This window comes from Photorhabdus sp. P32 (genome assembly GCF_038085095.1).
GTDB classification, from domain to species: Bacteria; Pseudomonadota; Gammaproteobacteria; order Enterobacterales; family Enterobacteriaceae; genus Photorhabdus; species Photorhabdus luminescens.
This window is the reverse complement of record NZ_JAZGJN010000272.1, coordinates 1-23,484: the sequence shown is the minus strand read 5'-3', so window position 1 is coordinate 23,484 and position 23,484 is coordinate 1. Positions and strand designations below refer to the sequence as shown.

Annotated in this window: 21 protein-coding genes; 7 read left to right on the top strand and 14 right to left on the bottom strand. The window is 43.0% G+C overall.

Annotation, left to right across the window (positions count from 1 at the left end; translation table 11 throughout):
* The first annotated feature begins 68 nt into the window (after window positions 1–68).
* From V2H77_RS13980 to V2H77_RS13970, 3 genes are read left to right on the top strand one after another with little or no spacing between them, the layout of a single operon-like run.
* The gene (locus V2H77_RS13980; protein ID WP_341499289.1) at window positions 69–1,040 is read left to right on the top strand and encodes an HlyD family secretion protein; all 972 of its coding nucleotides are present in this window, start codon (window positions 69–71) and stop codon (window positions 1,038–1,040) included.
* A gap of 7 nt (window positions 1,041–1,047) precedes the next feature.
* Window positions 1,048–2,193 (top strand): ABC transporter permease, encoded by a 1,146-nt coding sequence (locus V2H77_RS13975; RefSeq protein ID WP_341499288.1) that lies wholly within the window; start codon window positions 1,048–1,050, stop codon window positions 2,191–2,193.
* Window positions 2,193–3,338 (top strand): ABC transporter permease, encoded by a 1,146-nt coding sequence (locus tag V2H77_RS13970; RefSeq protein WP_341499287.1) that lies wholly within the window; start codon window positions 2,193–2,195, stop codon window positions 3,336–3,338. Before V2H77_RS13975 ends, V2H77_RS13970 begins: the two co-directional genes overlap by 1 nt.
* A 97-nt stretch (window positions 3,339–3,435) precedes the next feature.
* On the opposite strand, the gene V2H77_RS13965 is transcribed toward V2H77_RS13970, so the two are convergent.
* From V2H77_RS13965 to V2H77_RS13935, 7 genes are all read right to left on the bottom strand, one after another.
* A complete protein-coding gene (locus tag V2H77_RS13965) occupies window positions 3,436–3,978 on the bottom strand; it encodes a CDP-archaeol synthase (protein WP_341499286.1) in 543 nt (180 codons plus the stop codon).
* Entirely contained in the window at window positions 3,968–4,591 is a 624-nt protein-coding gene (locus V2H77_RS13960) for a CDP-alcohol phosphatidyltransferase family protein (protein ID WP_341499285.1), read from the bottom strand. Before V2H77_RS13960 ends, V2H77_RS13965 begins: the two co-directional genes overlap by 11 nt.
* Entirely contained in the window at window positions 4,588–6,174 is a 1,587-nt protein-coding gene (locus V2H77_RS13955) for a fatty acid CoA ligase family protein (RefSeq protein WP_341499284.1), read from the bottom strand. The genes V2H77_RS13960 and V2H77_RS13955 overlap by 4 nt, the downstream gene beginning before the upstream one ends.
* Window positions 6,171–7,226 (bottom strand): hypothetical protein, encoded by a 1,056-nt coding sequence (locus V2H77_RS13950; RefSeq protein WP_341499283.1) that lies wholly within the window; start codon window positions 7,224–7,226, stop codon window positions 6,171–6,173. Before V2H77_RS13950 ends, V2H77_RS13955 begins: the two co-directional genes overlap by 4 nt.
* The gene (locus V2H77_RS13945) at window positions 7,219–9,963 is read right to left on the bottom strand and encodes a phosphoenolpyruvate synthase (protein ID WP_341499282.1); all 2,745 of its coding nucleotides are present in this window, start codon (window positions 9,961–9,963) and stop codon (window positions 7,219–7,221) included. Before V2H77_RS13945 ends, V2H77_RS13950 begins: the two co-directional genes overlap by 8 nt.
* Window positions 9,964–10,126: 163 nt before the next feature.
* The gene (locus V2H77_RS13940) at window positions 10,127–12,631 is read right to left on the bottom strand and encodes a phosphotransferase (RefSeq protein ID WP_341499281.1); all 2,505 of its coding nucleotides are present in this window, start codon (window positions 12,629–12,631) and stop codon (window positions 10,127–10,129) included.
* Between the two features lie 20 nt (window positions 12,632–12,651).
* Window positions 12,652–13,596 carry a prenyltransferase gene (locus tag V2H77_RS13935; protein ID WP_341499280.1) on the bottom strand — a complete coding sequence of 315 codons (945 nt, stop codon included), beginning with the start codon at window positions 13,594–13,596 and terminating at the stop codon, window positions 12,652–12,654.
* 620 nt (window positions 13,597–14,216) lie between these two features.
* Here V2H77_RS13935 and V2H77_RS13930 point away from each other — a divergent pair.
* Together V2H77_RS13930 and V2H77_RS13925 are read left to right on the top strand one after the other, a co-directional pair.
* Entirely contained in the window at window positions 14,217–14,513 is a 297-nt protein-coding gene (locus V2H77_RS13930) for a hypothetical protein (protein ID WP_341499279.1), read from the top strand.
* Entirely contained in the window at window positions 14,507–15,010 is a 504-nt protein-coding gene (locus V2H77_RS13925) for a GNAT family N-acetyltransferase (protein ID WP_341499278.1), read from the top strand. Before V2H77_RS13930 ends, V2H77_RS13925 begins: the two co-directional genes overlap by 7 nt.
* Here the strand turns inward: V2H77_RS13925 and V2H77_RS13920 are convergent.
* A complete protein-coding gene (locus tag V2H77_RS13920; protein ID WP_341499277.1) occupies window positions 14,979–15,293 on the bottom strand; it encodes a GIY-YIG nuclease family protein in 315 nt (104 codons plus the stop codon). The genes V2H77_RS13925 and V2H77_RS13920 overlap by 32 nt on opposite strands.
* Before the next feature lie 274 nt (window positions 15,294–15,567).
* Here V2H77_RS13920 and bhsA point away from each other — a divergent pair, with 274 nt between their 5' ends.
* Window positions 15,568–15,819: a multiple stress resistance protein BhsA gene (gene bhsA / locus V2H77_RS13915; RefSeq protein WP_088374133.1), complete on the top strand. Its 252-nt coding sequence runs from the start codon at window positions 15,568–15,570 to the stop codon at window positions 15,817–15,819.
* Window positions 15,820–15,942: 123 nt separating this feature from the next.
* A complete protein-coding gene (locus V2H77_RS13910) occupies window positions 15,943–16,374 on the top strand; it encodes a YhbP family protein (protein ID WP_341499276.1) in 432 nt (143 codons plus the stop codon).
* A gap of 2 nt (window positions 16,375–16,376) precedes the next feature.
* On the opposite strand, the gene nrdG is transcribed toward V2H77_RS13910, so the two are convergent.
* The 6 genes from nrdG to V2H77_RS13880 form a co-directional block, all read right to left on the bottom strand.
* The gene (gene nrdG / locus V2H77_RS13905) at window positions 16,377–16,841 is read right to left on the bottom strand and encodes an anaerobic ribonucleoside-triphosphate reductase-activating protein (RefSeq protein WP_341499275.1); all 465 of its coding nucleotides are present in this window, start codon (window positions 16,839–16,841) and stop codon (window positions 16,377–16,379) included.
* Between the two features lie 18 nt (window positions 16,842–16,859).
* Window positions 16,860–18,998 carry an anaerobic ribonucleoside-triphosphate reductase gene (nrdD, locus tag V2H77_RS13900; RefSeq protein ID WP_341499274.1) on the bottom strand — a complete coding sequence of 713 codons (2,139 nt, stop codon included), beginning with the start codon at window positions 18,996–18,998 and terminating at the stop codon, window positions 16,860–16,862.
* Window positions 18,999–19,253: 255 nt separating this feature from the next.
* Complete coding sequence (gene ridA, locus V2H77_RS13895) at window positions 19,254–19,640, bottom strand: 2-iminobutanoate/2-iminopropanoate deaminase (protein WP_088374136.1); 387 nt, start codon at window positions 19,638–19,640, stop codon at window positions 19,254–19,256.
* A gap of 216 nt (window positions 19,641–19,856) precedes the next feature.
* Window positions 19,857–20,321 (bottom strand): aspartate carbamoyltransferase regulatory subunit, encoded by a 465-nt coding sequence (gene pyrI, locus V2H77_RS13890; RefSeq protein ID WP_323839386.1) that lies wholly within the window; start codon window positions 20,319–20,321, stop codon window positions 19,857–19,859.
* A gap of 285 nt (window positions 20,322–20,606) precedes the next feature.
* A complete protein-coding gene (locus tag V2H77_RS13885) occupies window positions 20,607–21,158 on the bottom strand; it encodes a class I tRNA ligase family protein (RefSeq protein WP_265378122.1) in 552 nt (183 codons plus the stop codon).
* Between the two features lie 403 nt (window positions 21,159–21,561).
* Entirely contained in the window at window positions 21,562–22,806 is a 1,245-nt protein-coding gene (locus tag V2H77_RS13880; protein ID WP_265378121.1) for a hypothetical protein, read from the bottom strand.
* Between the last annotated feature and the right edge of the window lie 678 nt (window positions 22,807–23,484).

The window sequence follows — 23,484 nt, the reverse complement described above, 5'->3', positions numbered from 1 at the left end:
TTTCCGTGGAATAATGCGAAGCTATAGCGTTAGTTTCAGGTCGGGTAATTTTGGTTGTGTAAAACATCATGAAAAAAAGCACATTTTTTACGATTTTACTGGTTATTTTGCTCACAGCAATGGCTGTGTTATTTCGTTCTCATAACCAATATTTATTGTTGCAAGGTGAAGTTGATGCACCGGAAGTGATTGTAGCATCTAAAGCTAGAGGGCGAGTGGTTGAGCGTCACGTTGAACGAGGCGATGATGTTAAGGCAGGGCAATTGCTGATTACACTCGAAAGCCCGGAATTACTGGCCCAGGTTGCTTCACTAGAAGCTGCTCGTGATCAAGCCAAAGCTCAATTGGAGCAATCTCTTCATGGAACACGTGAAGAAAGTATTCGGAATCTGGAAGCGGGTTTGGCGCAAGCTCAGGCTGAATACGATAACGCGGTTCGTGAATATGATCGTGTTCAGAACGTAGCATCTAAAGGTTATGTTTCACGGAACGATCTGGATAATGCCCACAGAAGCAGGGATGTTGCCTATCAGAAAATGCAGAGCGCAAAAGCGGCATTAGATGAAGGTATGCATGGTGACAGGATTGAACTGCGTCAGAAATATGCAGCAGCTTTACGTCAGGCTGAACAGCAACTGATTGAGTTACAAACCCAGAGTGATGATTTACAGGTCAAAGCGCCTGTTGCCGGGGAGGTTGGGCCGATTCCGGCAGAAGTTGGTGAATTATTTAATGCTAATAGCCCCTTGGTGACATTAGTCCGTGTACCAGAAGCTTATTTTATTTATAACCTGCGGGAAGACATTCTGGCAAAGGTGCACAAAGGGGATAAAGTCAAACTTCGTATTCCTGCGCTAGGTGATAAAGAGATCGAAGCCGAAGTTCGTTATATCTCTCCGATGGGTGATTATGCGACTAAACGTGCAACTCGTGCCACCGGTGATTTCGATTTAAGAACCTTTGAAGTGCGCTTGTATTCCTTACAACCTATTGAAGGTTTACGTCCTGGAATGAGTGCTTTGTGGCGTTGGGATAAGTAGGTGACTGATGCGGATCAAGGTTGCATGGCGTGGTTTCGAACGCGCTTTTAGCCAAGAAATTCGGGCGGTGATTCGTAGTCCAGTTTTTCACTGGTTAAGCTGGTTATTTCCGTTGATGCTATTTGTGCTGATCAGCGCTAATTTCTCAGAAGGGACATTGCTCAATCTGCCGGTATCGGTGGTTGATAATGATCAGAGCCCGCTATCACGTCATCTGGTACGTAACCTAGATGCGGCTTCTCATGCGCAGATTAAATCTTATGATGGGGGATTACAGGAATCTCTTGAACGGCTTAGCAGTGCTAAGGATTACTCCTTACTTTATATCCCACATGATTTTGAAGCTAATGCGCTCAGAGGGCGCCAGCCAACAGTGCGTATGTATTACAACGCGTTGTTTTATGGTGCGGGAAGTTATTCTATTCAAGATCTCAGTGGATTAATGGCAGAGATTAATGCGAAATATCGTTCCATATTGGCGACAGAAATGGGCCATCAGTTACCACCATTAGCCAATGTTACGCTCGTTTATGACAGCCTTTTTAATGCCAGTGGTAGTTACATCTATTATCAGCAGTTTGCGGCCACAATTCATTTGTTACAGCTTTTTGTTGTAACTTGCACGATTTATAGCATGGCACGTAGCAAGATGTTGATAACAATGAAACCATTTACTTTTGCGCTATTAGGAAAATTAGCACCTTATACCCTGTTTTTTACTCTGTTGTTGATTGTTGAATTGGCCGCTCTGATTGGCGTATTTGATGCAAAAGTGAATGGTAACCCAATATATATGGTGATAGTGGGTTTCTTCTACGTTATTGCTGCTCAAAGTGTTGGCCTGTTGCTATTTACTTTCACTAATAGCGTACTGACGGCTTACAGTTTAATCGGGGTGTTAGTGAGTATTGCGACAACTTTTTCAGGTATGTCAGTGCCAGAATTATCAATGATATTGCCGGCGCGGATAATTGCCAATATTGAGCCTTTGACGCATGCGCTAAATGCGATGTTTGATATTTTTCTACGTGAGGTTTCTTTACTGGGTATTTTATCTGTTTGTGCTTTATTACTTATTTATCCGGTCATTTGCTTTCTATTAGTACGAAACCGGTTATTTAAACGGCTTAACCTGCCACAAGGTAATGAATAATGCAGATGTATTGGCAAACTTTTCGCCGGGTGTTAATGGGAATGTTGGAAAAGCCCATGTGGATGTTGATGCTGGTTTCCTTGTGTATGATGAGTCTGGTATATGTCCGGCCAACAGTATGGGATTTGCCGGTTGCTGTAATCGACCAGGATCACAGCTCTGCTAGCCGTGCTTTGATACGTCAACTCAACTCCACGGCTAAAATTGCTGTCCACAGTTATGACAATCTGGCTGATGCTCGTCACGATTTACTGCTCCGTGAAATTTTTGCAATCATTATTATTCCTGCGGACTTGGAGAAAAATATCCTTAATGGAAAAAATATCACTTTTCCGATTTATGGCGATGCAACCAGCCGCCTTGCAAATGGACAAATTCAGCAAGAATTGACTTCTGCTCACCGGCAATTATTGAATGAATATAACAGTAAATTACTACTAAAATATGGTTTCAGCCCTGAACAGACAGAATTATTATTAATGCCGATTCGTAGTGAAACTGTTGGATTATTTAACCCAGGTGTCAGCTTTGCTGCAATTGTTTTTCCCGGTTTGTTGGTGATGTTATTACAACACTCGTTATTGATATCTTGTGTGCGGGTCAGTATTACGATACGCAGTACGCCGAAAGGTAAACCACCATTGCCCGTCTATTTGGGAGCATTATCGGCGTTATTACCAATCTGGCTTTTTCTCTCCATCATATTTTTTGTTCTTTGGCCGTGGGTGTTGGGATATCGGCAGGAAGCATCTATGCCTTTGCTATTAATGCTGACTTTTCTGTTTATGTTGGCGGTACTCGGATTAGGGAAATTAGTGACAGAATGTATGCGTAGTGTAGAGATGATCTATTTGACGATTGCTCTACTTACAACGCCTGTGTTCTATATTTCCGGCACCATTTGGCCGGTACAGGCAATGCCTGATTGGGTAAGAGCAATCTCTTCCGCCTTGCCGTCTACTTGGGCGACAAAAGCGATTGCCGGTGTTAACCAGATGGGGTTGCCATTACAGAGTGTATTGGGAGATATTTCTATGATGCTGGTTCTTGGCGTGATTTATACTCTGCTAGGAATTTTGATAGCTATGGTGCGTCATGGTGAATTCAGGAAAATCACCTATTATTTGCGTAGGGTGTTTAAGTAATGATTCCACATTTTTATTTTCCATATAATTAAATGCTATTATATTATTTACGAAAACCGCAGCCATTTTGCTGCGGTATTTTCATCGAATTTCCCACCTAGAATCTCGTTTTTTTCAGCGAAAACAAAAATAATATATTTTTAATAACAAAGGCACTGATTAAAAAAAAGAGGAAAAAGAAAAGCGCATCGATATAAGTGAGATTAAGATAAATAAAATAGACTAACGTGACGCCAATAGCGGAATCAAGCTGATCGAATAAAATAAACAATCGTTTATTTTGCTCTGGGTGTTGTCCCGGTGGTGCGCCGAGTCTTCTTTTTAGCCAGGAGTTTGGCAACTCGAAAAGAATATAACCGCAACCTGCCAGAAACCCGGTAAGTAAACAGGAGGAAATAGTCTGGGGAATAATCGAGTCTTGGGTTCCGGTGCCGAGAACTAACCACAATAGCGAAAATAGCGCAGTAATAATGGGTACAACAATAAAACCGCGCCAGGTTTTGTTGCGACCGAAATAACGTTGATGTATTGGAATAGCCCAGTGGGAAAAATAGTTTTTCGTCACAATCACCATATGTAAACAACCACCAAGGATGACGGGGAGCAGTAAAATCCATCCGTGATAAAAACTATTGAGCATAAAGACTCCAGAAATGAAGACCGGTAAATAAAACAAACCCTGCAAGTGTTGTACTGATGATAGTGTTGAGACTCTTGAACTTATAAAACGGGCGATCCCATAGCATGGCGATGCTGAATCCAAAGAGCGCTAATGTCAGCAAGAGATGGCTTAACCACGATTCGACTATCAAGCTTACCAAAGCGTAACCACTGAGAATAAATAAGCTCCAGAATACGGGCATACCAAGATAGGAGAGTTGATTTTCATTCTGAATATTCCCAACTTCATTAAATACAGATAATCGCAGACAACCACTAATGATCATTAAGATAATAAACAGGGAATACCAAGATTGATAACCAGAGAGATAGAGGATAATTGCTGGTGAGATCAAGTAAATAAGTTGATCCATAAATCCATCAAGATAGCGACCAAACGGACGGACAATATTTAAATTTCTGGCTAGAATGCCATCGAGCGCGTCGCCAAGCATGGCAAGATATAAAAACGCAATAGCTAAGTAATACCAATGTTGTAATGCGGCTGCCACGGAGAGAGCGCTAAATATCGCCCCGCCAATAGTAATATAGTCTGCTCTGTTTAGATGAATGATGAAATGATTATTGTTCATAATTTTTCCTTATGTGGAACGGAAGATAATTGGCCTTTCTCGAGCATATTGATCAACGCAATGCGGTTTATTTTGCTGTTATGGCGAATGTCGACAGGAATAGAATTAATATAATAAATACGGGTAACTCGTGTCAGATCCAACCCGTCTAAAATGGCGGATAAATCTGTCGGTAGTGTGGCGCTTTCCAGTATCAGAGCGGCTCCGCCTAAAGGATGTAACACGAATGCGTTTTGAGTGACCTCAGGCAGTTCATTGATCCTTTTTTCCAATACGTAGGGATGGATGATACGACCATCATCTAACACCACTTTGTCTTTTACCCGTCCAAGTAGCCAGAGCTGTCCTGTGGTATCCAGATAGCCAACGTCACTGGTGCAGTGCCAAATACCTCCCTGTTTACGTGGGAGTTTGTTTTCTTTCGTTGCTTGAGGGTTATCAATATAGTCTTTAAGCACATGAGGCCCAGCAACCAAGATTTCACCAGCATTACCGGCAGGCAATGGGATAATTTGTTGGGGATTAGCTGTTATTTCCCGGATACATATTTCTGCTTGTGTCACCGGTTTTCCGACCAAATAACCATCATGAGTTGCCCAGTGGTTTAATTGGGTCGTCATTTCGACGGTACTGATCGGTTCAACCTCAGTGGAACCATAGACCACTAAATGTCGAGCATGTGGAAAGACGGTCAGGCAGTTTTCAAGCAGAGTCTTGTTGGCAGGCGCACCACCTACGATGACTGTTCGCACATTGGGGAATGACAATCCTTTGCTCTTAGCATAACCGGTGACTTTGCCCATATAGGCGGGAGCGCCGCTGAGGCATGTAACGCCGTTGTCTTGCACTTGTTTGACGATCTTCTGCGGATCGACGGTTGCGGGATGGGCAAAGTCAAAATCAGGCAGAATACTGCTGTTGCCGCAGCACAATGAGTGCAGCACCATAACGGGGAAACTGTGTAGGTCAATCTCACTCTTTCCCTCAGAAAAAAGCGCTGTTATGGCATAAAGTTGTGCTAACAGGCTGTCATGGGTGCGGTTTGCACCTTTGGGTATGCCGGTGGAACCTGAGGTAAAGGTAATTAACCCCGTTGTATCTGGCGGTAAATCTCGACAGATAAAACTATTCAGAGATAAATGTTGACTGGGTACTTCCAGCGCTTTCATGCCCCAGATACGTTGTCCGATGACAAAACGCCGCAGTCGCCACAGTTCAGGGATCAGAAACCAGAATTTTCCTAACGTAGGTTGAGTGATCACCGCCGATAATTTACTGCGGCGCAGTATCTCCCTCAGTTGCTTTTTGGAAAGCCCGCGCTCAAGCATAACTGGAACTAGCCCTAGCCCCAGAATGGCGATAAGCAATGGATAAAGTACTAAGCCTGGTTGAATAATCACCAATAAGCGATCGCCCGCGACGAACCCGGCTTGGGTTAACTGATGCTGGAAATGGGAGGCATGAGAAAAAAATTCCTGAAAGCTTAAACCTCTACCGTGATCCAGTGAATGTGGCGCTTGTAGCGCTAGATGCTCAGGATGTTTTTGGGCTACATCGACAATGGGCTGACAAATATTTGTCATGCGATCCTCCTGTAGTAAAGCGCGTATTGATGTTTGGTGGCAGCCGGTGTGTTGAAAAGCCGTCCTGCGGTCTTGAGCGAGGTATTATCTTCACGCATTAGGACTCCTCCCAGACGGGGGTGAATCCGTTTGGCGCTCTGTTCAAATGAGCAATACAGCGTGCTGTATAACCGACTGCCCCGGTATTGCGGTGCGACTGCCACAGTTTTTAACAGCCCGATAGCGGGCTGACCTTTTTGCAGGACTGACAGACTCAAAATTAACCCGGCAATTTCGCCACCAGGAGTTTTAGCCAGAAATGATGCAGGGTAACGGCAAAAAGGTTTAATAAACTCCTCACCACAGTGCTGTTGAAATGCTGACCAAGATGGCGTGGTATAAGCGAAATTCTCACCAAACACCGAGTCGATAAAAGAATAAAGTTTAACTTGCTCTTGCATCCATAATTCTGTTGTTAATGGCAATAATGTTGCTTGAACATCAGGAAGTTTTTGTGCGCGTTGATGAGCCTGTTGAAAGTTGACTGCTATTGCTTGGGTATCGTCGAATAGCGAGGTATAGCGATAGCGAGTTTCAAAGCCTAATCCTTCCAATAAAAGGGGATAGTAAGGAGGGTTATAAGGCTCGTGCTCAAAGGGGGGCACATCAAAATGATCAAGCCGAACGCGATAATGCCCGAAGGTTGAAAAGTTAATCGGCCCGTACAGATTGAGCGCGCCATTTTCCTTGGCCCATTGTTCTAGGGCGCTAAACAGCATGATGTTGCTTGCTATGTCATGATCAGTTTCCCAAAAACCGAAAAATGCGGCAGAGCGGCCATCAACCAGATGAGGTACTAAAAAGCCAGCAAGGCGGGCTTTCCCCGGAATACAGCCAATCCAAGCTTTGCTGTGATCAAACCAGGAATTCTTCGGGCTGAACTGTTGTTGCACTTTTTCCCGATCTTCGCCGGGCCAGAGCGGCCAGTCGCGATAAATAATTGGTGGGAGGTCAAGAAAACCTTCGGGCAGTGGATTGGCCGGAGACCATTCTCCCATGAAGATATTAGACATGTTCACTCCTTGATGTCAGTTCTTCTGTGGTGGTGTCGTGCAAACGAATAACGCTCCCAGTTGCGCCATCCATGCGTACTCGATCGCCATCTTTCAAAATTTGTGTGACGGCGGGAATACCGACGATGGCGGGGATTCCCAGTTCACGAGCAACAACAGCGGAATGTGAAAGTGTGGAACCACGTTCGATTAGTAATCCGCCCGCTGTAGGGAATAACGGCGCCCAACCGGGATCGGTACGCACAGTACACAGGATCTGACCCGCCAGCGACATTTCATCTTGTGGGTTTTTAATTAATCGGATAGTTGTTTCAACCTGTCCCGGGTAGCAACCTATGCCTTGTAGCACGTTGCTATCAGTTAGAGCCTGTTTTTCCCGATAGGGATAGCTGTAATCTTGCTGCTGATACAGTGAGCCTTTAATGAAAAGGTGATGAGCGGGTTCATCCTCGGTTTCGTAGTTGGCATATTCTTGCTTGCGTATAGCAACTAAAGGCTTAAGTTGGGTTTGTATTGCTGTTCCTTCGTAGCTACTGTAGATCTCCTCTAACGTGAGGTAAAAAATATCACGGGGTTCAGCGAGAATACCTTCTAGAGCATAGGCTTGACCAAGTTGTAGGAAAATATCCCGGTATAGTCCAAACATACGGGTCCGGGTGAAACGCATATTTTCCCGGTGGCGTATCGCCTGACGCAATTTCTGCAAATTCTTTTTGAAGGCGTTCATACGTCTGGAGCCAAATCGCTCGTGTATTTGTTGAAATGCCGTATTTTCGGCCTGAGTGCGTAATTTTCTTTCCCGGCTAGATAGGGTTTCTGGCGTGAGAGTATCGATAGCAAGGTAGTTTTTTAGTATCAGAAATAGAAAACTGGGATCTTGTTTTAGCGTGATGGTTTCCAGCTTCAATTCACCCATCGTGCGATCGCCATATTTTTTAATATAATCGATGCATTGCTGGTGGAATGATTCATCGAGTTGGCGTACTTGGGTCAGCAGGGTACGAGCATCACCGTGGGTCAATAGATTGCGCAACTCAGGGTGTTGGCGTACATATTGGCACATCTTTAGCAGCACTTTGGTTGGTTGGGTGCTTTCAATATCTTCATCTCCAGAGAGAAGATCACCTAGTAATGCGGATGAATTTTCAATACCGGCAGCAATTAGCCCACGATTTACCCGGCCGTTAAACATCATCACGTAGAAGTCGTTCAAAATTGGCGTCGTCCAGCGCCGTAGCAGATGTTCATCCAGATATTTCAATTTCTCGATCAGTTGGCCGCTGTTACAATTATGCGGTTCTGTTTGTTTTATGGCGGCGGCATGCCATTTGAACTGCTCTAAAAATAGTTCTGCCCGTTGATCCATCGTCCTAAAGGCATATAACAGGCGCAGAAGCGCCCACCCCATTTTTGGCAGTTTCTTTATTTTATCGCCCAGTGACAGTGTCTTATCCTCAACAAAATCAACCGGGTCTTCCAGCCCCATCATTCTTTCCATATCTTTTTTATTGGTTTGGAAAGAGGGGAGTAATAATAGCCCTTTATACCAATTGTTGATGTTGTAATAGATCCTGCCTTTAATTAAACCGAGCATATTTTCCAACATGGAGCGATGTTGGTTAACTTGTTTATCCGAGCAACCTAAGGCACGTATTGTCTGTTCATAAACGGTGGCATAACCGGCGCGAGCAAAAGAAAAAGTCAGTGGTGTTGTTATTCCACAATAAGATTCCTGAATATTGGAATTATCGAAGATAATATGGCGTTCGCTTTTATCATCCAGACGTGGCAATCGGGTTATTGGTCGGGTCTGTAGAATAAAGATTTTATGGTTTTGAATCGTCCATTCGATATCTTGTGGGCATCCGCGTGCTGCCGCGATTTTTTTGCCAATATTTCGTAATGCATAGATTTCATTATCGAGTAAGGTCGGCTGCCACTGTTTTTCTTCCTCGACGGGTATTGTTACTGTACCGCTGCCATTAGCGGTATCGAAAACAGTTGTTGTCTCTTTTTGTGTGATATGGCGTTCAATCTCAGATGTGGTGAGATGAACTGAGAATTCGTCGGTATCGCATTCGCCGGAAACCACACCTTCGCCGGCGCCCCAGGCGGATGAGATTAGGCAATGTTGCCTGCTGCCCGTGACTGGGTGTGCAGTAAACATGACGCCAGAGACCTCACCGGCAACCATGTTCTGAATGATGACAGCACTACTTATATTGCCCATCGGTAGCCGTTTGTGTAGGCGATATTGTAATGCACGCGTGTTAAAAGCTGAGGCCATCACAGCACGTAAGCTATTCGCAAGTGCGGATTTACCCCGCTGAAATAGGTAACTGTCCATCTGCCCGGCAAAAGAGGCATTGGCGGCGTCCTCGCCAATGGCTGATGAGCGAACAGCGAAAAATGTATCTGGGTGATTCTCTGATAAGAGAGCCAATTCTTCTTCTAATTCAGTAGGCAATGGAATCGACTGTATCCACTGACGCAATGGCGCAGCAATAGCATCAAGTTTTTCCTGATTGATATCATCTGGTACGGTAGCCAACTGTTCTATGATGTTGCTGGCAAATGTATCTTTGATGAGTAGGCTATTGAGTACTTCGCTGCTGATGACCCAATAATTAGGTACAGGAAAACCATTTTGCGTAAGCCATAATAAATTAGCCGCTTTGCCACCTAAGGAATGTTCCGCCAATTCAATAGCGTTATCTTGAGTGTAGAGATATTTCATATTATTCCACCAATGCAGCAATAGTATACTTTGCTTACATCATGGTCTTATTTGCACGTAATATTGTTGGCGTGAATAGATCAATAAGATATGAATGTATTACAAGCTATTGCTGCACCCTTATTTTAGAGGAAGAGTAAAATTAAATAGTTTATTCGGTTGATTATTGATTCCGTGTCAATGAAATAAGCCAGCGGAGAGTTTTCATTGTGCGCTCCATAAATGGATAACCAACAACATTGTGTGCCATCATATAAAGCGGGATCCTTCTCATCCATAAATCACGCAGCGCTAATTCATAGCCACGACGCCAATTTATTGGATCAAGAGAGAACCCCGATTTTTGCTCAAGCTCAACCCGATGTAGTTCAATATAATAGGCCACCTTATCCGCATCGCTTTGTTGGTCTAAGCTAAAGGCCAGAAGTTCTGCCAGGTCGCGTTGTGGTAGATGCACAGTAGACAACTCCCAATCCCAAGCGCATAAACGTAATCCGGTTTCCTGTTGCCGGAAGGCAATATTGCGTGGGTTGAAATCACCGTGGATCAATGTCCTTGGCATCTGTTCGATTTCTTCCCACCAGGTGGCGGCATTGTCTACCCAGTACTGGAAATCTTTCTCTTCTTCGGCGGTGAATAACTCAGGGAATGTTTGGTGGACAAAATTGCCTAGTTTTTGCCACAAGGGCTTCATTTGGGAAACCGTATCGGCATTCGGAATTTGCAGTTGTGGGAATTTCCACGTGAGCTCTTCTTCTCGTCCCAACCAGATAGAATGAATATCGGCGGCTCCTCGGATGGCGGCTTCAAGGTGGCGCTGCTCCCAAGGTGTTTCCAAATTAATATTGTTCATTAACACCATATCGTGGAGCAATTCTTCAATCAGGGCATAAGTTCCGGTTGCTTCGTTTTCGATCACACCGTAGATAACGGGAATATAGCGCATCAACCGTGGATCTTGCTGATTCATAATAGCCAATTCACGGTTATGGCTTTGGTTAAATTCAAGCTGATGTGCAAAATTTTGGAAAACAGCAAACAACTCAGGAGAACAGTGTTTGGCGATATCCAGCACCATCTTGACAACTTCCGTCCCCAAGGGTTTCAGTTTCAGCATCACGGGTAAATCATGCTGTGCGGATGTCGTCATAGAAAAAGGAAATAGACCAATTAAACGTTCCGCATAATTCGAACTCAGATGTGTCAGCATGCTGTGTTCATCATTGCCAGAAAACTTGGGTTTGATTGTGGTCAAATGGGCGCCTTGTAAAACAGGGTTAAAACTTGCTTGTTGGAAAAATGACAAATCAAGTTCCTGCGGGGTGTTCGGAACAATGTTGCTAGTGGGTGCAGGACGGTGGCGACCAAGTTTTTCATGCGATTGAGCAAACTCATCCGCAGCAATCGCTGACAGTGTTGAAATATCAAGGGCCAGGCAATAGCTGGCGATGATCTCAGCCAGGCGGGCAGTGCCGTTTTCATCGGCGCAGCCCAACATGTTCAAGCATTCACGTTGATGTGGTAAATAGGTTCCGCCGCCGATGGTGCCAACGATCAAAGAGGGTAGTGTGACACTGCAATAGACGCGATTGTCGGCAGTTAATGTCATGTGTAAATGGGCGACTGAAGATTCATGTACACAGGCGATGTCCTGCCCTAGAGCGGTAAACATCCCGGCGATGACATTTGCGGCATTAATATTTACGCCGACCATCCCTGAGGCGATCGCTCCCTCGCAGATATGGTGATAAGCCGCGACGAGTTGTTGTGGAGTGACCCGCAATATTTGCTGACAGGATTCAGCATTTAGGTAAACTTCGGCCGCGACACGCGTTCCACGTCCTTCGATGAAAGATTGATAAGCGACTTTTTTATCGCCCGAAGTATTACCATCGATCATAAAGTGACGCAGTGGTATAAACGCCATTTTGGCTAACTGTTGTTGGACCCACTGACATGCATACCAGGTGCAGATGGTGGTCATATTTTGACCTGCCGCTGCTGCTGTATTATAGATAAATTGCAGATGGACGCTGCGTCCGATGATTTGTGGTTTTATTTCCAACAATTGTGCATGTTTAGAATGGCGTCCAATTTCATTCCGTAGTTCGCTGATATGTTCGTTGATCCAATCACTGAACATAATACTGTGCGAGACGCTGTAAAATTCGAAACGAGGGGCACGTATCATACGTTGACCAAGTACACGCGCAGTTGTCCCCCCTGATTGCATAATGGCCGAGGAACCACGGGATATTGATGCAATTAAAGCGCCTTCTGTGGTGGCAAGTGGCGCATAATATACCCCTTGAGCATATTGCCCCTTTATCAAGATGGGGCCGGCAATTCCCACAGGGATTTCTATTGAACCGATAAATCCCTCAATGGTTTTTGTTAATTTCGTTGCATCCAAATGTGTCTCTGCCACGTGTTCCAATGTATGTCCGGTGTGTTTTGCTAAATAATCCAGACGTTTTTGCCGAGCTTCCTCGGTATAGGTATAGAGGTGGCGGCGGGGCAATAATTTTGTTTGGGTTGCTTCTTGGTGTTTAATGCTGAATATGTCGCGTGATAATTCTAGAATAGAACTTCGCGCACAGTTTTCTATGTGAGCAGTGGTATTATCTGAAGCATCACGTACATATGATTGGAGAATTTTTTGCAACATAATTGTATTTCCTTTAATGCCTAAGCAAACCCAAGCTTTATTAAGATGCTGGCAGTGCAAACGGAATAACCTAGCACCATGAATATTCCCACGACAGCTTCATCGCGTTTGCGATTTTGGATGGTGGGGTTATAGAGGAATTTGCCTAATTGCCATAGACACAATACATAACAAACGACCAAGATAATTAACGCCCATAACGCTATACCATCAGTGGTGATATTGATTAGCCAAACTTGTAACGCCAGCATTACAGTGAGTAACGCTGCGATAATAGCGACGGCTCCTTTTCTGCCGAAAATAGATGAATAAGTTGGTATTTCCTGGCGTTCTTCGTCTGGGCCTTTACATTTGCGTGTAATTTCAAAACTAAATCCAGAGAAAAAGCATAACCCCATTAAAACCCATATTGGAAAAGTCAGTTTGAGGTCAGGGCTGGCGATGTTGCCCAACCACCAGATAATGAGCGGCATTACTAGCATATGGGAAATAGCGTACCAAGTAAGGTGTTGGTTTAACCATTCACCGATGAAGAACTCTTTCCCCATAAGACAGGTCCAGATGAAGACTAACAGCCAGGCAAAAGTAACTGAACCAATTCCCCGATCTAAAAGTAGACTTCCGCCTAATTGCAATGCGATACAGCAGATACCAAGTACTCGTAGATTTTTCAGCGTAATAATACCGCGTTGTAAAATTCGCTGTGGATGATGTTCACAATCCAGTTGATAATCTTTATGCTCATCAAATATCCGTAATAGTAAAAAATAGGAGAAGGACATCAAGCAACCGAGCAGGATCTCCCATGATAAAACTGGATTTTCTCCTATTGAATAAAAAGCTACGGAATAGCTGATGATATAAAAGATAAAGAAAAGCGGCGCATTTTGTAGCGGGAAGCGTTCATCCATCCATAGCTTTATCCTCTTACCAATAAATTTTGAATAAATATCTTGGCCTTCCATACATCATTCCTATTTTTTGTATAAAGATTAAACTATATACATTCGTGACAATTAAGCCCGAGGATAATCAATCCAAAAGCAAATCTTATATGAAGTCTATACGTGCTTTTTAGCGTTATCTCTCTAAATAACTTAGGAAATACGTATGGACTTATGTCATACATTAAGCCAAAAGTTTGCAATCGGCTATAATCAGTATGTGTAAATTTTAATTTTAGTATGCAACTTATGTTTACATTTTTTTCTATAACTGTATGTTTATATGAATTTTTATTTCCGCCTTAGATCAAAAAACGACAAGCGGCGATATCATATTCTGAGCTGATATTGATGGGTATCTGCTTGTTATCTACAAAAACTTTGCCATGTAAATAAATTTTTTGTAAGACAAAGTTTCTCCATATAAAATACCGGAATAAAATAATAAATGATTAGTAATTGTAATTGACCGAGCGATGAGATGTTTTGATTTAGCGCAGTTTATAGTCAGATATTACCCTAATAATTAAAAGGTAAAATTTACAGTTAGGTCTGTATTGGATTCTTGATGTAGGATCGGGGAAGGCCGATATATTTTGGCTAAATAGCTAAGTTACTTTATCAAGTAAGGAGTCTGAGCTGTGTTAGGAAAAATCCACAATCTTACTCTGCGCTGGTTTACTGCCATTTGTGATAGTTATTTAGTTGTCAACCAGTATAAGCAGGAAGAGGTTAGTTTCAGTGACGAAGCCGATGATCTGATTTTAATAACTGCCCGTAAAGAGTTAGGTGGGAATGTTAAAAATTGGGTAGATGCAATAGCGTTCAGATTCATGCTTTCTGCTCTTCATGCAGGTTTATTGCAATTGGCTGAATATATAAAAGAGAGTTTGCTGGAGGGCGTGGATCAGTACGATCCTGCGCGATTATCATGTTGATCAGGGTAGAAATTCCGGTAGATGCAGCGGGAATAGATCGGTTATTACGGAAATCTTTTGATACCCCGGCAGAAGCGGAATTGGTCCAACAATTGCGGGAAGATGGATTATTGACGTTAGGCGTGGTTGCCACAGATGACGAAGGCCAGGTAATCGGTTACGTGGCTTTTAGTCCGGTGGATATTAATGGTGAAGATCACCAATGGGTTGGTTTGGCGCCATTAGCTGTTGCTGAAGAATATCGTCGGCAGGGGATTGGTGAAAAGCTGGTGTATGAAGGGTTGGATAGCCTGAATGAATTTGGTTATGGTGTTGTCGTAGTCTTAGGTGATCCACACTATTATCGTCGGTTTGGTTTTACGCTTGCCAGTGAGCACCAGTTGCATTGCCAGTGGCCGACGTATGAATCTTATTTTCAGGTATATGAATTAGCTGATAGTTTTTTGGCTGATCATCAGGGACTGGTTACTTACTCCTCGCACTTTGGCAGTTTCTAATTGATGCTAAATATTCTGCTATACAGACGGGCTGGCAAATAACCAGCCTCTCTTTCTGCTGTTTACTTAATTGTTTTACTTGATATTCCAGACGTGATGCATTGGAGCGGTCTCCGGCATGACTACTGAAAACTAGCTGTAACGGCCCTTTCCCCCTCAGTGATTTTGCTCCTTTTCCGTTTTCATGTTGTGCAAAACGGCGGTGAATATTTGTTGTTATCCCGGTGTAAAGCATGCCTGATTTTGTTTTCAGTAAGTAAAGAACCCATTGATTTTCAGTCATATAATTTTTTTCTGAATTTTCTATTTTTGATATCTATATTTTACTCGAACGTTTTTCTATATCATTTTTCTGAATAATTTAGTCTAAGTTATTATAATATAACAGTTTTATAAATCCCGTTATATATCAATTTGCGATACGTTGTATTTTTTATTCAAAAAAATTGAAATAGAATAGCAATAATTGCTAATTTTTATTCCGGCCTTTAGAGCATACTATGATCCATATCACAGAGAGTAACTCATTCCACTAAAAATTGATCAAGGATCATAGTATGAAAAACGTAAAATATATCGCTGTTGCTTTAGCTTTAAGTGCTATCTCTTTTGGCAGTATGGCGGCAAAAGAAGTTCAAACCTCTTCCTCTCCTAAAGTTGGTGTAGTTTCTGTAACGGGGGCTGATACTTTGGAAACCCTAAGTGCCGAATTGTCCAAAAAAGCTGACAAAGCAGGGGCGTCTTCTTTCCGCATTATCTCTGCTGGCGGTAAGAATCAATTATCAGGTGTTGCTGAAATCTATAACTAATTTATAGTAGAGCATACTGAACCCTGGCTCTGTCAGGAGATATCAGAACACGCCGTAGGATGATGTTTATCCCGGCGTGGTTCTGGAATTCCAGGCAGATAAAATCCTGCTATTGGAGAGAGAGTGAACGCCACTGAAAACTTTCAGATTATCCACAGATACCTTGCAAGACAGCATGTCCTGACGCTTTGTACAGCCACCGGTGATAATATTTGGTGTGCAAGTTGCTTCTATGTTTTCAATGCCGATGAGATCGCTTTCTGGTTTATGACTGAACTTCATACTCGCCACGGTGAAATGATGCAGATAAACCCGCAAGTTGCTGGAACTATTGCCGGGCAGATTCGAAATATTGCACAGATAAAAGGCGTTCAGTTCAAAGGGAAAGTCATTCGTCTTGAGGGCGAAAAAGATAAAGCTGCCAGAGCACGTTATTGCCGTCGTTTTCCTGTGGCAATTGCTGTTAAAACTCCTATTTGGCAACTGGATCTCAGTGAAATAAAGATGACTGATAATACGCTTGGATTTGGTAAGAAAATCTGCTGGCAGCGATAAAATTATCTTAATTTATGAATAATCTGGTTGCGGCTACCACGCCATAGTAAACCGGGGTCATAAAGATCTTGTATAAATTTGCCATCCACTAGCACATCTATATAGCTAACAATTTCCCGTTGAATTTCGCTAAGTTCTCTTAGCAGATAACCTGTCCAAAGCCAAATGTCCTTGTCTGAGCACTCTGTTTTAACCCGTTTTACCAATTTCAGGATCGCGGGTGAATTGTGTGGGTGTAGGGGATCGCCGCCAGATAAAGATAGTCCTTGTCGTTTAATGCGCTTGTCCTGTAAATCAAAAATTACATGGTCTTCCATCTCCTGCGTAAATGGTTGGCCGGAATTCACCCGCCAGGTACTTTTGTTATAACAACCGGGGCATTGATGTTCGCACCCGGCGACAAATAGTGTGCAGCGGGTTCCGGGGCCGTTGACTACATCAACAGGGTAGTATTGGTGGTAATTCACTTTGTCAGCCTGCCTTTATTAACCTAATTGCCCATTTGCCAGATGTTTTACTCTGCGTTTCACCTCTTCTTGTTTGCCCGCATTGAATGGACGGGCATCGGGGCTTCCCAGATAACCACAGACGCGGCGGATGACTGATACTCTGGAAGGTTCATGATTGCCACAACGTGGACAAGTAAACCCTTTGCTGGTACAGGAGAATTCACCGGTGAATCCACAGTCATAACACTCGTCGATGGGGGTATTGGTACCGTAATAAGGGACACGTGAGTAGCTGTAATCCCATACATCTTCCAGTGCTTTCAGATTATGTTGCAGATTAGGATATTCGCCGTAACAGATAAAACCGCCATTTGTGAGTGGTGGATAAGGGGCTTCAAAATCCAATTTGTCATAAGGATTGACCTTCTTTTCAACGTCGAGATGAAAACTGTTGGTGTAATAGCCTTTATCTGTCACGCCTTCAATCACACCAAACTCTGCGGTATCAAGGCGGCAGAAACGGTCACAGAGATTTTCACTTGGCGTGCTGTATAAACTGAAACCATAACCTGTTTCTTTTTTCCATTGATCAGTGGCTTTTCGCAGATGATCAACAATTGAGAGTGCTTTTACACGTAATTGTTGATCATCAAATAGATGAACCTGATTGCCGTGCAATGCGTTAATGGTCTCATGAATACCAATATAGCCCAGAGAGATAGAAGCCCGGCCATGCTTAAAGATTTCAGCGATATTATCATCGGCTTTTAAGCGAACCCCGCAGGCGCCTTCCATATAAAGGATTGGTGCAACGCGTGCTTTGACGCTTTCCAGGCGGGCGATTCGGGTCATGAGTGCTTGTTTTGCTAGTGCCAGACGTTTGTCTAGTAATTGCCAGAAATGTTTTTCATCTCCTTTGGCTTCGATAGCAATCCGAGGCAGGTTTAAACTGATAACCCCTAAGTTATTGCGCCCTTCATGAATTTGTTCACCTTTTTCTTCATAAACACCGAGGAAACTGCGACATCCCATTGGAGTTTTAAAGGAACCTGTGACTTTAACCACTTGATCATAGTTAAGAATATCAGGATACATGCGCTTGCTGGCACATTTGAGAGCCAATTGCTTGATATCGTAGTTAGGATCACCGAGTTTGTGATTCAGGCCATCACGGATAGCAAATACCAGTTTGGGGAATACCGCTGTTTTGTGGTTCTTACCCAAACCAGCAATGCGGTTACGCAGAATAGATTGCTGGATTAGGCGGGACTCTTTTGACATCCCCAAACCAAAACCAAAAGTGACAAAAGGAGTCTGCCCATTGGCGGTATGCAGGGTATTAACTTCATATTCCAGTGATTGGAAAGCGTCGTAACACTCTTTTTCTGTTCGTGCTTCGGCGTAAGATTTTTTATCGCTGATATCCCACTGTTCGGCAATTGCCAAGTGTTTTTCATAGCTGGCTTTAACGAAAGGGGCCAATACTTCATCTATATGGTTGATAGTGGTACCGCCATAAATATGGCTGGCAACCTGAGCGATAATTTGTGCCGTTACTGCCGTTGCGGTTGAAATGGATTTTGGCGGTTCTATTTCAGCATTACCCATTTTGAACCCATCGGTTAGCATGCCTTTCAGGTCGATTAGCATACAGTTGAACATTGGGAAAAAGGGGGAGTAGTCGAGATCATGATAGTGGATTTCGCCTCTTTCGTGAGCCAATACCACATTACGGGGCAGAATATGTTGTTTGGCATAATGTTTGGCAACAATCCCGGCTAATAGATCCCGTTGAGTTGGAATCACTTTACTGTCTTTATTGGCATTCTCATTGAGCAGGGACACGTTACTCTGTTCAACTAACCCACTGATTTCTTGATTAAGTCGGCTGTGTAATTCTCGGACAGTATCCCTGTCGTGACGATATTGCATATAGCGGTGGGCAAGGTGTTCATGATTGTCTGCTATCAATTGTTTTTCTACTGCGTTCTGAATATTTTGTACATCAACTTGCCTGTAGTCAGCCATTAATTGCGTTACCGTGGATGCAGCTCGGATACAGTACTCATCATCCGTTATGCCAATGGCAGAAGCGGCCCGTTTTACGGCATCTCTGATACGTGTTTCATCAAATGGTACTTGGCGACCGTCCCGTTTTATCACAACAGTTTTCACAATATGACTCCTTGAGAATGTTATCCAAAAAGGCAAAGCATTCTCGTTTTGATATTCAACTTAAAGATGAATGAGGCTATATATGGGGTTGTTTTTATATTTAAGCACAATATATAGTAAATTGAAGTGAAATAATCACTATCTCATTTGATCTGAAACAAAGAATGGAGACCTATATTTAAGGTTAAGGTCCGGTGAAAAGTAGAATCCCTTGGTCAGTAATCAACCAAGGGAGTGTAGAAAACAGGCTAGAGATTATTTACGAATTGCGATTGCTTCGATTTCGATTTTAACGTCTTTCGGCAGACGAGCTACTTCAACGCAAGAACGTGCTGGGAAAGATGCATTGTGTTCTTTGAAGAATGCTTCATAAGTTGCGTTAACGGTACCGAAGTCATTCAGGTCTTTAACGAAGACCGTTGTTTTAACAATGTCACTTACAGTGAGACCTGCTTTCTCAACGATAGCTTTAACATTTTCCAGTGATTGACGAGCTTGAGCGGCGATATCTTCTGCGACGTCACCTGTTTCGGGATTGACTGGGATCTGGCCGGAAGTGATGACCATATTGCCTAGATCAACCCCCTGAACATAGGGACCAATTGCAGCGGGGGCTTTATTGGTATTAATCTCGTATGACATAGGTTCTCCTGTTAATGTGATAACTATACCCGTTATCTTTCAAGTTGCCTTTTTGTTGGCTGCACTCACTCACCCCGATCACATAGTTTGCTATGCTCCCGGGGATTCGCTCCCTTGCCGTCGCGATGCATCTTGAAATCCATAGGGTATAAATGAATATTTCATCAAGGTACTATTATAGTGTCCGCTTCTGCCTCAGCAACTGGCATGGGAGGGTTAATCGTTGAGTATCACGACATTGCGATCAAACTCTTTCTCGCAATATTTGCAGGTTAGCACCACATCTTCTGCTGTCACTTTAACTCGGAAACTGCTTTCTACGGGTTCATTGTGGCTGATGCAGTTGCTGTTAGGGCAGACCAATACGCTATCAATACACTCAGGCAAATTAATGGGGAGTTTCTTCACAACTTCATAGTTTTCAATACAGTTCACCGTTGCATTCGGCGCATACATAGCAAGCTGGTTAGCTTGTTGTTCTGTCAGGAATGTATTTTCGATTTTGATGAGATCTTTTTTACCTAGTCGATTGGAAGGCAAATTCAGGCCGATGGTAATGCGTTGATCGGTTTCAGTTAGCTTAAACAGAGAGAGTAGTTTGAAGCCGACCTGAGCCGGGATATGGTCAATCACCGTACCGCATCTAATAGCTTCGACTTGTAGTTTATGATCTTGGGTCATAGTGTTTTGTATGAATACATTTTAGTGACAACTTTCTGTATTCATCCTCCAGAATATTGTTAGGAATCGACACGTCTTTCATTTTAGGCGGTGGTACCTCGTTTATCCAGATAAAGCGTCGGTGATTCAGTACTACAAATTGTTCCCAATCTCCTCCTGACAGGACAATCTATCAAGGAATATTAGGAGGCCATATCACCGCAGAGAGCGTGAGTTAGCACAGAAATAATGAAGTTTCATGAGTTATTTTGAAGTACAGAGATGATCTGATTACCAGGGACCAACTTACACCCTGCGTTGATCATGACAACGCAGGGAAAATGAACAGCGAGCATTAAGTTTTGATTTTGGAAAGGCGATAATTTCCCGCTCTTTGGTGCTTGGCGTTATATTGATTGGCACTTGGCTGCTACAGTAAAGACCTAACATAGAAAGTATACGAGAAACCAAGTTTCCAAGATCATTAGACAAGTCTTTTTCAAGACGATTTTCGATAACCGCTTCACTAATAATGCCATCAGAGCCGAAGGGCACTTCACGCACCAGAACGAAACGCAGAACGTTAGTACTGTATTTCTCAGCGGCTGAAAAAGGAGTAACCCCATTGCCGAGCGATTTGCTCATTTTGCGGCCATCACTGCCTAAGAGGTGACCTGACACATAAAGCTTTTTATAAGGCATTAGTTCTAGGGCTTTACACATTGCAAGCCAGAATAATGTATGTGGTTTTAGGATATCCTTGCCAATAATATGCCGGACAGTAGGCCAGAAATGGTTAAGGGCGTTTTCCCGAGTCGTCAGAGGGGATACATAAATGAGTAAGGCATCAAACCACACATAGTGACATGTTCCAGATAGTTGCTCATTTTGAAAAAGTAATTGATCTCGGTTCTTTTCTCTGGTGGATCTTTATCTTCGGGAAGCTTCCTATCAACCAGCTCTTTTTCTGTAACTTGGTGAGCCAAAAACAGAAGCGCTTTTCCTGTGCAAACCAACGCTGGATGACCCGAAATTCGAATCGACCACGCCGACAGATGAAATCCAGTACCTCATTGCGGGCGGTTTTTTCAAGAAAAGTGTCACTGAAGAATTGTATTAACTGAGGTTTTGTGGAGATAATTGTCATCGGCTTTATTCTCTGATCTCGGTCTTTTGTTTGGCGACAATTATCAGATCATAAATAAAGCCTTTTTTCTATCTAAAATAACAGGTTGTTGCTAAAGATCCTGTTTATGAAGCGTTACTGTGTACGTAAGTCGGTAATAAATCTTCCCTTACGTCTTATCCCATCCATAAAACGAGAAAAAGGAACAAGTTCAATGCTTAGATAGTGTTGTGGCAGTTTTGCATGAGGGAAAAGCCGGTTAACAGACTCGTGAATAACGGTGCTAGGATCGATATGGTTTTTATCGTGATTCATACAGGAAACGACAATCGTAGCCTTGTCATCATAAATTTCGAGACACAACTTGAGTAAAGGTAGCTCGTTTTCTATGTCTTTAATCAGCTTATAGATGTCGGTTTCCGTAATAAACGTATTGCCGAAAGGATATTGTTTTAGGTAGCGTCTTCCATGAATACTGAACTTACGATCTTCATGTCCCGGTGGATCGATCCATTCTGCGTAATCTCCGACCTCGACGCGGATGGCCGGTGCCGCAGTACGGAGCAGGCTGGTCACCACAGCAAGCCCTGTTTGTCCCGGTTCTTCAATGACCTCCTTCGTGACTGGATCGACAATTTCCAGGATGCATGTTTGCGGACAGACGCAAAATTCGTTCAGAGAGAAGCCATGTTTCTGTAGGCCAATCAGGCCAGTCTCAGTTGTGGCATATATAAATGGGATAATAACGGCTTCAGGGAACGCAGCCTGAATAAGTTCAGCTTGTTTGCCATAAAACAGCTCTCCCGTACATAAGATGCGTTTTACCTCAGGTGCAGTTATTCCTTGGCTTTGTAGATGATGTGCAAGGCCAAGAAAGATAGAGTTGATACCAGTCAGGACATTTGCCGAAAACTTCTGCCAAGTACTGATGAGATAGTCGAAAGGCTGATCAGAGCCAAGTGGTAATTCGCTACAGCGTCCCGGAAACTGTTCGATGGTACCGTGAACAAACATAAAGGAAGCACTATTGTCCACACACAGATTTGCGATGATATCTCCGTCTTTTATGAAACCAAACTTCCAATAATAGTTTGCTAGCATCTTCATTGCAGTCTGCCATTCATCTCGCCCAAACAGCGTAGCTTTAGGTTTCCCCGTTGTGGCAGAGGATTGATAGATAATGCCTGCGCTCGTATCGGTATTAAAGAAACGGATGGCATCTTTGTTGTGAACAATTTCCATTAATCTTTCATGAGAAAGGACCGGCAGATCCAACAGAGTGGCGCTTTCAGGACTTAGATCAGCGTAAAGTTCTCTGTAAAGCGGTGAATTTGCTTGTGCTAGTGCAACAATTTGTTTCAATGTCCAAATAGTCATCATGTTTCCTCTACTGGTAGAATTATAATTTCGGGTTTAGTGTCTGTTGTGTCTGGCTGGCGGTATTTATGACAGACTTCTCTGACCTTATTGCAGAAATCCTGCATCTGTGGGGTAGAAACATTGGCATTGGGCATAATTCTCAGGCCAGCTTTATCTCGGGGTACAATCGGGAAGAAGACAGCATAAGTGTAATAGCCTGCTTCTGGCAGTGCTCGTGCGCTGCGAACGAATGTTATTTTTATTTCTATCGTGTTTTAATCGTCCGTCACGTAGCTCAGCTCCGAATTGAAATGAAGATGGATCATCTCCAATAATAATAACAACCTGGTCAGGAACATTTACACCCAGATATATCCATTCAGGTACGATAAAAGGCTCAGGAAAAGGTTTCTTATCAGGCATTTTTATAAGTCATGAAGAATTAATATTTTTAGTGCCTAGTCTATTTAAAAAAATTATCACATTACAATCCAATTTATAATTAAAATAAAATGAAAATGTGATATGAAACACACTAATATGATGAAATCATAATGGATGTATATAATTTAAATAAAAACCAGTAGTTATAATTTATTAGATAAATCTTGTCATAAATACTTCCGCTAGAATATGTTCATTTATCTATAAAATATTCATAATAAGGTTTCTTATTTAGCATTTTTATAGGCTATGATG